The sequence below is a fragment of the Marinobacter sp. genome, from assembly GCF_035268745.1.
In the GTDB taxonomy this organism is placed as follows: domain Bacteria; phylum Pseudomonadota; class Gammaproteobacteria; order Pseudomonadales; family Oleiphilaceae; genus Marinobacter.
Window position 1 is genome coordinate 1 of the sequence record NZ_DATFKH010000027.1, and the last position, 11,461, is coordinate 11,461.

Here is an 11,461-nt window from a genome sequence, read left to right on the forward strand (position 1 = left end):
CCAGTATTGTGCCCAGGTTGCTTGTAATCTGCGATAATGAGAACTATTATCATCTGAACCACTGAACGGAGAAGACGAAATGAATTTTCTGTGCCCCAATCACCGTCAGCGATTCGCAGATCTTCCGCCCGGAGAACGCAAGGGCCTTTGGCTGTCATGGATGAAACAGGCGTGCGCATGCAGTGAGGAGAACCACTGGCAGGGTGTCTTGTCGTTTTCGGGCAGCGCATTCGATCTGGCGTGCCTCCGCGGTTCGCATAAGGAGGAATCCAGCATGGGAATCGAACTGACCCTGTCGGCCATCCTGGTCTCGCGGGTGTTGTTCGACTTCGCTGACCGGGCAGGCTCGGAAGCTGTCATTCTACGGGCGCTCGAGCATCTGCTCGCCAATGAGCATGACGCCTCCCGTGCTGATTGCCAGGAGATAGAGGAATGCATAGCGGTACTTATGGACACCTCGCGTCAGGCAGACTTTTTCGCGGATTATCTGAACTGGTCGACGTTGGCGTTTGCTCGCAGGGACCGGTCGTCTGTGTGCAAAACACTCCATTGAGGCACGGAGGGTTTATGGGTATGCCTTCTGGACAACGAGATTCCAGGCGCGCCAGGAACCCGGGTGCACGGGGCATCAATTGGCTTAATGATGGGCAGCCGGAAAGGGTAACCATAACACTTGAGACTGATTGTCTTTGCCGTTTACTCGGGGAACATCAACTGTATGTTGAGGACTTTTCCTGCGTTGATGAGTCCTCCCGGTCCTGTGTGCGCAAATTGTTACTGACGTTGTTAAGCCGTATGGGCAGAGAAGGGTAACAGCACTCAAACGGTTGATCAGAAGTCCAGTGGCCCGGTCTGAGCGGAACTGTGGTTGCAATGATTGTGTAATTAAATAACAATCATTATCATTATGTTCTGTATTTAATTCGGAGCCCCCATGTTTCAGTCACTGATTCCAGGAGATCTTCCCGCATCTGGCCCCATTGCCCAGTTCATCGAAATGGGCGGCCCGGTCATGGTGGTGCTTATGGCAATGGCTCTGGCCGGAATGATCACTTTCGTATATCTGATGCTGTATGGCGCGCTGTTCGCACCCCGTTATACCCGTCGCCTCCGACGGGCAGTGCAGGAGTGGAAACACACAGCAGACCAGACGGTTACCGATCAGATGTGCACTCAGACCCGGGGCCTTGGCCGGCTTAATCCTCTGCATCAGCTGGTGCTGATGGCCATGAGGGGGAAGTTGCGCGGCGAGACTGAGAGCAAGACCCGCACCACGGTATCCCAGAAAGCCCAGGAGGTGCTGACGCCGTTCGAGGCTCCGCTGAAGATTATCGAAGTCATTGCCGCTCTGGCACCCCTGCTGGGGCTTCTTGGCACGGTAATGGGCATGATGGAGGCTTTCAGCGCCATGGCCGCTGCCGAGGGCAGAGCCAGCGCCTCCCAGCTCAGCGGCGGCATCTACCAGGCCCTTACCACGACTGCCGCAGGCCTGATTGTTGCCATTCCGTTTGCGGCGCTGGCGGCCTGGATAGAATTTCGCCTGCGCCGCCTGCAGGGAACGCTCAATTCGGTGCTGACCGATATCATCAACATTAATACCAATATCAATACAACGCCCGCAACTGAAGAACGTTCGATAGCCAACCCTGGCCAGCCAGTGACCGAGCCTGTCGCTCTGGAGCCTGAATGGCAGGGTCGCCAGACTGCAGCCAATGCTTTTCGTTGAGCCCCGTCCCGCGCGACCACTGGCGATCAGAATGACACCACTGATTGATGTGGTGTTCATTCTGCTGGTGTTTTTCATGCTGACCACACGGCTTCTGCCGGTTAATCTTCTGGAAGTCAGCACCGAAGTGCAGTCAGAATCCGGTGGCCAGCAGGGTGAGCGGGTGCCTGAAATACGCATTCTGGCGGGCCAGCAACTGGAGTGGAACCAACAGGTCTACGGGCTTGATGACCTTGTGCGCCAGCTTACGGGTTCGGCGATTGGCCGGGTCAATGTAATCTCTTCACCTGAAGCCACGGTTCATGATTTTACCCTCGCCCTCAGCACCCTTGGCGCCAGCGGCATCGAGCCCAACTGGCTGCGAGCAAATGACGAGAATGCTGATTGATGAAAGATTCTATCGCTCCCTCTTCTGTCGAGCCTCTCGCATCATCCTTCACGGCCGCCCCCAAGTCGCTGATGGAAAGGGTCGAAGACGCTTTGCTACCGCTGATCAACCTGGTTTTCCTGTTGTTGATGTTCTTCATCGTTGCCGGCCAGATGCAGAACCGGGCGCTTCCTGACTTGCCGGGTACCATCGCAGAAGATGCCAGTGCCAGGGTCCGGGCTGACCTGATGGTGCTGGCATCCGGTGAATGGCAGGTAGATGGCAGAAAGGTTGACGCAAACAGCCTGGCCCGGCACCTGCCCGCTTCCGACAGTAAGCCGTCTTTGACAGTCGGAGCCGCCGCCGGCACGGCCATGGCAGATCTTGAGTCGCTCTTCGGTCTCCTTGCCGACAGGGGGTATCAGGACGTTGTTCTGCTGACGGAGCCATCGGGGCCATGAACCAGGAGGCGTCGATTCGCTGGCTGTTACTGGTGACAGCGGTGATTGTTACCTTTGGCGCGCTGGCTCTGGCACTGCCGACTGATCTGCCGGATATCAAGCTGGAGGGCGCGGCCAGCGTCAATCAGGCGCCGGCAGTGAGGATCAGGTTGGCCAGTCCCCAGAAGCCTGCCCCGCAGTCGGAAACCGAAACATTCAAACCCGAGCCTGAACCTCAACCGGAACCTGAGCCAGAGCCGGAGCCCGAACCAGAGCCAGAGCCAGAACCCGAGCCCGAGCCCGAGCCAAAGCCCGAGCCAGAGCCAGAGCCCGAGCCAAAGCCCGAGCCAAAGCCCGAGCCAGAGCCAGAGCCTGAGCCAAAGCCAAAGCCTGAGCCAAAGCCTGAGCCCGAGCCAAAGCCGGTTCCAGAACCTGAAACCGTGGAGGAAATCGTCGACGCCGAGTCATCGAAAAGCGAAGAGCCTTCAGAGGAAGTTACCGAGAAGCAGGCTGAGGAGAACGCCAGCCAGCAGGTGGAACTCACCGCCGGAGATTCATCCGAGGTTGACAGCTATCTGACTGAACTCAGCCGACACCTGAGCCGCTTCTACGAATACCCCCGCCGGTCACGCCGTCTCGGCCAGGAGGGTTCACCAGTCGTGGTGTTCGAATTTGATCGCGACGGCGTCCTGGTGCGGCATTCACTGAGCCAGTCATCCGATCACTCACTGCTGGATAACGCCGCCCTGGACATGCTCAAGGCGGCGGAGCCGCTGCCGGCGGTGCCCGAATCCATGGAAGGCAAGAGTTTTACCTATGTCCTGCCGGTCAGGTTCAGCCTGCGCTAGCGGTAGTACCGGAGGTGGCGCGGCCGGTTACTTCGGAGATTCTTAACACTGACCAACGATACATGCTGATGGACAATCCCTCGCTATACTGGCTACGCATGGCAGAAAAATTCCTAGAGGGCGTCCAGGATGATGAGATTCAACCAGTCTGACTTCAATAACCAACGGGACAGGAACAAGGTGGTGAGTGCTGAAGATGCGGTTGCCGTTATGGCGGACGGCGACACCATCTGTACGGCAGGGTTTGTCGGTTGTGGGGTACCGGATGAATTACTGATTGCGATCGAGAACCGCTTTCTTGAAACCGGGGAACCCAAAGCGCTGACACTGCTGTTCGCGGCCGGCCAGGGCGATGGGAAAAAGCGTGGATTAAATCGCCTTGCTCACGAAGGCCTGATCAAACGCGTCATCGGCGGACACTGGGGCCTGATACCCAGCATGGGCAGGATGGCGGTTGAGGGGCGCATCGAAGCCTACAATCTTCCTCAAGGCTGCATATCCCATCTGTATCGTGATATCGCTGCAGGAAAACCTGGCACCCTTTCAAAAGTCGGTATCGGCACCTTCGTTGATCCGCGGCTAGAGGGTGGAAAAATAGGTTCAGCTACCCACGAAGAGATTGTCGAGTTAATCGAAATCCGCGGCGAAGACTATCTTTTCTACCACGCAATGCCGATCAACGTTGCCCTGATTCGCGGAACGACTGCCGATACCGAAGGTAATCTTGTGATGGACAGAGAGGCATTGACCCTGGACGCGCTCGCCATGGCAATGGCTGCTCATAATAGCGGCGGCGTTGTCATCGCACAGGTAGAGCAGATTGCTGAAGGGGGTTCCCTGGATTCGCGCCAGGTAAAAGTCCCGGGTATTTTCATCGACTGCGTGGTCCAGAGTCGTCCTGAAAATCATTTACAGACCTACGCGACTGATTACAGTCCTGTCTATGCGGGAAAGATACGCGCCCCGACAGGCAACCTTGCTCCCATGGCTCTGGATGAGCGCAAGGTTATTGCTCGCAGAGCCGCGATGGAGCTCAAGGTTAATGATGTGGTCAACCTTGGAATAGGCATGCCCGAGGGTGTCGCCAATGTCGCTTCGGAAGAACGGATTCTCGACCTGGTCACGTTGACGGCGGAGCCCGGTGTTATCGGTGGTATACCCGCAAGCGGGTTAAACTTCGGTGCAGCCACCAACCCCAGCGGGATCGTGGATCAGAACCAGCAATTCGATTTCTATGATGGTGGCGGTCTGAATATCGCCTGTCTGGGATTGGCCCAGTGCGACCAGCAGGGCAACATCAATGTCTCAAGGTTCGGGCCCAAACTTGCCGGCGCGGGCGGGTTTATCAATATCAGTCAGAATGCCAGAAAGGTGGTCTTTGCAGGTACATTTAGCGCGGGTGGCTTGAAGATCAGTACCGGCAAGGGCGCGCTTGAAATTCTGAATGAGGGCCGGACATGCAAATTCGTCAAAGAGGTCGAGCAGATCTCTTTCAGCGGCAGCGTCGCCTCAGCCAATAAGAAGCCGATACTCTATGTCACCGAACGTTGTGTCTTTGAGCTGGATGAGCGCGGTCTGGTTCTGACAGAGGTTGCCCCGGGCGTGGATATCCAGCGGGATATTCTGGACCAGATGGACTTTATGCCGGTCGTCGACAACCCCAGGGAGATGGATGCGCGGATATTCCGTCCCGAATCCATGGACCTCCTGAAACAGATGGCCGAACTCACTATCCCGCAGCGGTTGAAGTACGATAAGGCCAAAAGGACGATCTTTATCAATTTCGAAAATCTTCATATCCGGAACCGCACACAGATCAAGGAAATTTTTGACCGGGTCGCCGATATTTGTCGACCGCTTGATCATCGGGTCGATGCCGTGGTCAATTACGACGGGTTCGAGATCGATAAACGGCTTGTTGATGACTACGCAAACATGGTGAATGCGCTTGTGGAGACCTATTACTCAAGCGTGCGAAGGTATTCGACGAAAGCTTTTTTGCGGCTCAAGTTAAAGGAGGGCGGTCCCATTTCATGATTCGGGACCTTGCAGAAATGGCGGAGGGCTAGCGGGTCATTAGCGGTCCACTACTGATGGACTTGGGTGAAAAGGGCGTCTATTCTTCCTAAACGTAACAAAAAAAAAGGGCCTAAGGAGGAGCGCGCGCATGTTCCAGATCCGACTACACGGGCGAGGTGGGCAAGGGGTGGTCACCGCTGCCGAGCTGCTCTCCATCGCAGCCTTCATCGAGGGCCGTCATGCTCAGGCGTTCCCGAGCTTTGGTTCGGAACGCACCGGGGCGCCGGTGGTTTCGTACTGCCGCATCGACGATCGGGAGATCCGCTCTCGCGAACCCATCATGGAACCCGATGCTGTGATCGTGCAGGACCCCACCCTGTTCCATGCCCTGGACGTCTTCTCTGGCCTGCGCAGCGATGGTTTCGCACTGGTCAACTCAACCAAGAGTTTTGCCGCCCTGGGAATCGAGGGGGTCGCCGATCAGCTGCCCGAAGGCCACATCCGCGGGGTCGGCGCCACCGAGCTGGCGCGCCTGCACGTTGGTCGCCCGGTGCCCAATGCCGCGCTGCTCGGCGGTTTCGCAGCGGTTACCGGGCAGATCAGCATCGCCTCCGTGGAACAGGCCATCAGCAAAAAGTTCGCCGGCAAGATAGCTGCGGGTAACATTGCGGCCGCGCAGGCCGCCTACCAGGCCGCGATAGGTCACGCCGAGGAGAAAGTCCATGCTTAAGCAGATCGAAGGCAGTCACGCCGTGGCCGAAACGGTGGCATTGTGTCGCCCCGAGGTCATCTGCGCGTATCCCATCTCCCCCCAGACCCATATCGTCGAAGCCTGCGGTGAGCTGGTGAAGTCCGGCCAACTCGAGAACTGCGAGTTCCTCAACGTCGAAAGCGAGTTTGCCGCGTTGTCGGTAGGCATCGGTTCCTCTGCTGCGGGCGCCCGCACGTATACCGCGACCGCCAGCCAGGGCCTGCTGTTCATGGCCGAGGCAGTCTACAACGCCGCGGGCCTCGGTCTGCCCATTGTGATGACCCTGGCCAATCGCGCCATCGGTGCTCCGATAAACATCTGGAACGACCACACCGACGCCATGGCGATGCGCGACTCCGGCTGGATCCAGTTGTTCGCCGAAACCAATCAGGAAGCCGCCGACCTGCACGTGCAGGCGTTCAAGATCGCGGAGCGGCTCTCCTGTCCGGTGATGGTGTGCATGGACGGATTTATCCTCACTCACGCCTACGAACGGGTCGACATCCCGGACCAGGCCACCGTCGATGCATTCCTGCCGCCGTTCGAGCCGCGCCAGGTGATGGACCCGGCCAAGCCCTACTCGATCGGCGCCATGGTCGGCCCGGAGGCCTTCACCGAGGTGCGCTACCTGGCCCATGAAAAACAACTCCAGGCACTTGAGGTGATTCCCGAGGTGGCCGGCGAGTTCCAGACGGTTTTCGGACGCGAGGCAGGCGGTCTGATTCACGAATACCGACTCGAGGATGCGGAGACCATCGTGGTCACGATGGGCTCGGTGGCCGGCACCGTGAAAGACGTCGTCGACACCATGCGCGAGGCCGGAGTGGCCATCGGGGTGGTCTCGATCTGCTCGTTCCGTCCCTTCCCCAGCGCCGCGTTGCGTCGGGTACTCTCCGGCGCCCAGCGCATCCTGGTGCTGGAAAAAGGCTTCGCGGTGGGCTTCGGCGGGATCGTCGCCACTAATGTGCGCATGGCGCTGCAGGGAGTAGACACGCACGTGCATACCGTGATCGCCGGCCTCGGCGGGCGGTCCATCACCCAGCCCTCGCTGCACGGACTTTTCGCCAGCGCGATCGCCGGCGAACTCGAGGATCTGCACTTCCTGGATCTCAACCGGGAAATGGTGGAGCGGGAGCTCGCCCGCCAGCGCGAATCCATCACCTCGGGCCCCATAGCCGAGAACCTGATCCGGGACATCGCCCGCGGCGGCGACGCCGCGCGCGTCTAAGGAGACCCACAGATGAGCCAAATCGACGAATTCACTCCCGAACAGAAGGTGAAGTTCTACCAGAAAGGTACCTTCACCGTCGGCAATCGACTCGTGGACCCGGAAAACCGCGGTGTACAGGCCAGCATGGACCGTTCCAACGCCATCACCTCCGGGCACCGCGCCTGTCAGGGCTGCGGCGAGGCCCTTGGAGCGCGCTATGCGATCGACGCCGCGATGCGCGCGGCCAACGGCAAGCTGATGGCGGTCAATGCCACCGGCTGCCTGGAGGTGTTCACCACGCCCTACCCCGAGACATCCTGGCAGATACCCTGGCTGCATTCGCTGTTCGGCAACGCCCCGGCGGTGGCGACCGGCGTCGCAGCAGCGATGCGCGCCAAGGGCCGCGAGGACACCCGGGTCGTGGCTCAGGGGGGTGACGGCAGCACGGTGGACATCGGCTTCGGCTGTCTGTCGGGTATGTTCGAGCGCAACGATGACGTGCTCTACATCTGCTACGACAACGAGGCCTACATGAACACCGGCGTGCAGCGCTCCGGCGCCACGCCTCCGACCGCCCGCACCGCGACCACGATGCCGCTGGGCGATACGCCGGGCAACGTCTTCGGCACCGGCAAGAACCTCCCGCTGATCGCGATGGCGCATCGCATCCCTTACGTCGCCACGGCGGCGGTGTCCGATCTGCACGACCTCGAGCGCAAGGTCACCAAGGCGATGGAGTTCCGCGGCGCGCGCTACATCCATATCTACGTGCCATGCCCGCTGGGCTGGGGCACCAAGAGTGCCGACACCATAAACATCTCGCGGCTGGTGACCCGTTGCGGGCTGTTCCCGCTGTTCGAGGCGGAGGGCGGCCGGGTAACCGCCTCGGTGCCCATCCGCCAGCAGGTGCCGGTGGAGGAATACCTCAAACCCCAGCGCCGTTTCGCCCACCTGTTCAAAGGCGACGAGTACGGCAGGCAGTCCATCGCTCGTCTGCAGGCGATGGCGGACGAAAACATAAGGCAGTTCAATCTGCTGCGCGAGCACGAGGAGACCCTGCCATGAGCAAGCATCCTGATCAGGCGCCATTCGCCATCACCCTTGATGTCGGCACCAGTCTCGAAAACAAGACCGGGAGCTGGCGCACCGAGCGGCCGGTCTACATCGACCGGCTGCCGCCCTGCAACCATGCGTGCCCCGCCGGCGAGAACATCCAGGGCTGGCTTTCCCACGCCGAGGAAGGCGACTACCACAGCGCCTGGCAGGTGATCATGCAGGACAACCCGTTGCCCGGGATTATGGGCCGCGCCTGCTACCACCCCTGCGAGAGCAAGTGCAACCGCAAGGACATCGACTCGGCGGTGAACATTCACGCGGTCGAGCGCTTTCTCGACGATCAGGCCGTACGCGAGGGCTGGAAGCCCAAGATCGTGGGCAGCCCGACCGGCCAGCGAGTGCTGGTAATCGGGTCCGGTCCTTCCGGGTTGTCTGCGGCCTATCATCTGTGCCGGCTGGGCCACGATGTCAGCCTGTTCGAGGCCGGGCCGGTCGCCGGCGGCATGATGCGCTTCGGCATCCCCGCGTATCGGCTGCCGCGCGATGTGGTGGAAGCCGACATCCAGCGCATTCTCGACATGGGTGTCGAGCTGCAGCTCAATCGCCCGGTGGAAGACATCGAGCGCGAGATGCGCGACGGCGGCTTTGACGCCTGCTTCCTGGCGATCGGCGCCCACCTGGCCAAGCGGGTGGATATCCCGGCCGCCGACGCCAGCAAGATCCTCGACGCGGTCGGCGTGCTGCGGGACATGGAGACCGGCGCGGAACCGCCGAAACTGGGTCGCCGGGTGGTGATCTACGGCGGCGGCAACACCGCGGTGGACGTGGCCCGAACAGCCAAGCGCCTGGGCGCCGAGGAGGCCATCATCGTCTACCGGCGCACCCGCGAGCAGATGCCGGCCCACGACTTCGAGGTGGCCGAGGCCCTGGAAGAAGGCGTGATCGTCAACTGGCTGCGCACCATCAAGCAGGTCGGTGACGACGACGGCATCATGGTGGAAAAGATGGAGCTGGGCGAAGACGGCAAGCCGCGCTCTACCGGCGAGTTCGAACGCCTGGAGGCTGACAGCGTGGTGATGGCGCTGGGCCAGCAGGTCGACACTTCGTTCATAGAGAAGGTGCCGGGGGTGGAGATCTCGGCCGACGGCGTCATCGAAGTGAACGAGCAGATGATGACCGGCCACGAGGGGCTGTTCGCCGGCGGCGACATGGTGCCCTCGGAGCGCACCGTCACGGTGGCCGTCGGCCACGGCAAAAAGGCTGCCCGTTGCGTGGACGCATGGTTGCGGGGGGAACGCTACGCCAAAGCTCCGAGCAACGAGCTGGCCAGCCTCGACAAGCTCAACACCTGGTATTACACCGACGCCCCCAAGACCGTTCAGCCGCAACTCGACATCGCCCGCCGCCGGACGACTTTCGGCGAGGTGCTGGACGGGCTCGACGAGACCAACGCCCTGTACGAGGCGAGGCGCTGCCTGTCCTGCGGTAACTGCTTCGAATGCGACAACTGCTACGGCGTCTGCCCCGACAACGCGGTCATCAAACTGGGGCCGGGCGAGCGTTTCGAGTTCGACTACGACTACTGCAAAGGTTGCGGCATCTGCGTCGCGGAGTGCCCGTGCGGTGCCATCGAGATGATCCCGGAGGATATCTAGCCCGCGCCATCCCGGGCCTCTCCGGTAAAGCCCCACTGCCTCGAGGATAGCCGCATTCGCCGGTCCCTGGATACTGTACGCGTTGGCCGTGGTGTCGATCGGACACGCGCTGGCGGCGCTGCGCCATCATTTCTGGCGCAAGGACGACGTACTCTGGAGGATGTTGCCGTTATGGCGAAAAGACTGACAGCCGCAGCCCTGGCACTGCTGCTCATGCCGGGCCTGGCCCTGGCCAACTGCTACAGGGCCAACGGAGACGACGGCGAACTGCGCTTCACCGGCGTGGCAGAGGGAGACGAAGTTGCCGGATCGTTCCACGAGTTCTCTGTTTCGCTGTGCATGGATGGCAACGACCTGGCCACGGCAGACATTGAAGTCACTGTTCAGACGGCCTCGGTCGATACCGGCGACAGCATGCGCGACAGCGAACTGCGTGGTGATCACTTTTTCAATGTCGAAGACGATCTGAAAGCGACCTGGGTCAGTTCCCGGGTCGCTTCGGACGGAGATGGCTTCGTGGCTCAGGGGACCTTGACGTTGCGGGGTATCGAAAAAAACCAGGCTGTCAGACTCCGTCTATCCGACAGGGAACCGCCGGTCCTGACCGGCAGCGCCGACATCCTGCGTCTGAAGTGGGGGGTCGGAACGGGCGACGACTACCAGGACACGGACTTCATCCGCAACCGCGTCGGTCTTGAATTCGAACTCCGGCTCCAGCCCTACTCCGGGGGCTGAAGCCGCGTCGCCTCACTCTTCGGCGACGCCCGGGCCCCAGTCCGCGATCGGCCCGAGATCCGGCGCCAGGTGTCAGAACACCAGTACCTCGTCGCCTTCCACGCTGGTCTTGTTGAGGAAGAAATGGGCCCTGAAGCAACTCACTCACACCGCATTTAAAGCCCTGTGGAATCATTGATTCAGTTAAAGATCTTCTGACCTTGGCCGATCTACCCGGATGGTGTCAGGAAGAAAGGCATTCTGACTTTTCAGCAGAATCTTATTAGATAAGGGAAGGGCCGTGAATCTGTTCAACATAAGAACCATAAAGTCTAAAATAATCATGGGTTTTTCCATCCTTGCACTCATGATCATTATTGTTGGTGGCGTCGGATTATACGGTATACAAAGACTGTCTGATAATCTTACTTTCATTACGGGCCCGGCCTGGGATACAGCCGATGGTGCAATGGAAGGTACCATTGGCATTCAATCACAGATGTTAGCCGTTTCAGATATGACATCCGGTGGAGACTATGATCAAAGCATCGCATCATTTAACGATGCTGTTGACCTTGCAGATGAAGCCTTGAATCGACTTATCGATGCCGGTCTGATGGAGGCATCGCAAATTGATGAAGTTACAACAGCGATCCAGCTCCACCTGTCCAGAAC

The 11,461-nt window shown here is 59.8% G+C and carries 12 protein-coding genes; all 12 read left to right on the top strand.

Annotated elements, in window-relative coordinates; genetic code table 11:
- Positions 1-274: 274 nt before the first annotated feature.
- Positions 275-553 carry a hypothetical protein gene (locus tag VJ956_RS01650; RefSeq protein WP_324080931.1) on the top strand — a complete coding sequence of 93 codons (279 nt, stop codon included), beginning with the start codon at positions 275-277 and terminating at the stop codon, positions 551-553.
- Positions 554-934: 381 nt separating this feature from the next.
- Positions 935-1,726 carry a MotA/TolQ/ExbB proton channel family protein gene (locus VJ956_RS01655; protein ID WP_324080933.1) on the top strand — a complete coding sequence of 264 codons (792 nt, stop codon included), beginning with the start codon at positions 935-937 and terminating at the stop codon, positions 1,724-1,726.
- Positions 1,727-1,757: 31 nt separating this feature from the next.
- Positions 1,758-2,114 (top strand): biopolymer transporter ExbD, encoded by a 357-nt coding sequence (locus VJ956_RS01660; RefSeq protein WP_324080935.1) that lies wholly within the window; start codon positions 1,758-1,760, stop codon positions 2,112-2,114.
- The gene (locus VJ956_RS01665) at positions 2,114-2,554 is read left to right on the top strand and encodes an ExbD/TolR family protein (RefSeq protein ID WP_324080937.1); all 441 of its coding nucleotides are present in this window, start codon (positions 2,114-2,116) and stop codon (positions 2,552-2,554) included. The genes VJ956_RS01660 and VJ956_RS01665 overlap by 1 nt, the downstream gene beginning before the upstream one ends.
- Positions 2,551-3,381 carry a TonB family protein gene (locus VJ956_RS01670; RefSeq protein WP_324080939.1) on the top strand — a complete coding sequence of 277 codons (831 nt, stop codon included), beginning with the start codon at positions 2,551-2,553 and terminating at the stop codon, positions 3,379-3,381. Before VJ956_RS01665 ends, VJ956_RS01670 begins: the two co-directional genes overlap by 4 nt.
- Positions 3,382-3,510: 129 nt before the next feature.
- The gene (locus tag VJ956_RS01675) at positions 3,511-5,418 is read left to right on the top strand and encodes a malonate decarboxylase subunit alpha (RefSeq protein ID WP_324080941.1); all 1,908 of its coding nucleotides are present in this window, start codon (positions 3,511-3,513) and stop codon (positions 5,416-5,418) included.
- 130 nt (positions 5,419-5,548) lie between these two features.
- Entirely contained in the window at positions 5,549-6,130 is a 582-nt protein-coding gene (locus VJ956_RS01680) for a 2-oxoacid:acceptor oxidoreductase family protein (RefSeq protein WP_324080942.1), read from the top strand.
- The gene (locus VJ956_RS01685; RefSeq protein ID WP_324080945.1) at positions 6,123-7,379 is read left to right on the top strand and encodes a transketolase C-terminal domain-containing protein; all 1,257 of its coding nucleotides are present in this window, start codon (positions 6,123-6,125) and stop codon (positions 7,377-7,379) included. Before VJ956_RS01680 ends, VJ956_RS01685 begins: the two co-directional genes overlap by 8 nt.
- Positions 7,380-7,391: 12 nt before the next feature.
- Positions 7,392-8,426 carry a thiamine pyrophosphate-dependent enzyme gene (locus VJ956_RS01690; RefSeq protein ID WP_324080947.1) on the top strand — a complete coding sequence of 345 codons (1,035 nt, stop codon included), beginning with the start codon at positions 7,392-7,394 and terminating at the stop codon, positions 8,424-8,426.
- Complete coding sequence (locus VJ956_RS01695; RefSeq protein ID WP_324080949.1) at positions 8,423-10,072, top strand: NAD(P)-binding protein; 1,650 nt, start codon at positions 8,423-8,425, stop codon at positions 10,070-10,072. The genes VJ956_RS01690 and VJ956_RS01695 overlap by 4 nt, the downstream gene beginning before the upstream one ends.
- A 171-nt stretch (positions 10,073-10,243) precedes the next feature.
- Positions 10,244-10,807, top strand: a complete 564-nt coding sequence (locus tag VJ956_RS01700) for a YceI family protein (RefSeq protein ID WP_324080951.1) — start codon at positions 10,244-10,246, stop codon at positions 10,805-10,807.
- A 280-nt stretch (positions 10,808-11,087) separates the two neighbouring features.
- Positions 11,088-11,461: MCP four helix bundle domain-containing protein (locus VJ956_RS01705; protein WP_324080955.1), on the top strand; the 374-nt coding region annotated here is incomplete at its 3' end.

What these genes read in the sequence shown, in the direction of transcription:
- VJ956_RS01650 (WP_324080931.1), top strand. Translation starts at nt 275, where the DNA reads ATGGGAATCGAACTGACCCTGTCGGCCATCCTGGTCTCGCGGGTGTTG.
- VJ956_RS01700 (WP_324080951.1), top strand. Translation starts at nt 10,244, where the DNA reads ATGGCGAAAAGACTGACAGCCGCAGCCCTGGCACTGCTGCTCATGCCG.
- VJ956_RS01680 (WP_324080942.1), top strand. Translation starts at nt 5,549, where the DNA reads ATGTTCCAGATCCGACTACACGGGCGAGGTGGGCAAGGGGTGGTCACC.
- VJ956_RS01660 (WP_324080935.1), top strand. Translation starts at nt 1,758, where the DNA reads ATGACACCACTGATTGATGTGGTGTTCATTCTGCTGGTGTTTTTCATG.
- VJ956_RS01655 (WP_324080933.1), top strand. Translation starts at nt 935, where the DNA reads ATGTTTCAGTCACTGATTCCAGGAGATCTTCCCGCATCTGGCCCCATT.
- VJ956_RS01665 (WP_324080937.1), top strand. Translation starts at nt 2,114, where the DNA reads ATGAAAGATTCTATCGCTCCCTCTTCTGTCGAGCCTCTCGCATCATCC.
- VJ956_RS01685 (WP_324080945.1), top strand. Translation starts at nt 6,123, where the DNA reads ATGCTTAAGCAGATCGAAGGCAGTCACGCCGTGGCCGAAACGGTGGCA.
- VJ956_RS01690 (WP_324080947.1), top strand. Translation starts at nt 7,392, where the DNA reads ATGAGCCAAATCGACGAATTCACTCCCGAACAGAAGGTGAAGTTCTAC.
- VJ956_RS01695 (WP_324080949.1), top strand. Translation starts at nt 8,423, where the DNA reads ATGAGCAAGCATCCTGATCAGGCGCCATTCGCCATCACCCTTGATGTC.
- VJ956_RS01670 (WP_324080939.1), top strand. Translation starts at nt 2,551, where the DNA reads ATGAACCAGGAGGCGTCGATTCGCTGGCTGTTACTGGTGACAGCGGTG.
- VJ956_RS01675 (WP_324080941.1), top strand. Translation starts at nt 3,511, where the DNA reads ATGATGAGATTCAACCAGTCTGACTTCAATAACCAACGGGACAGGAAC.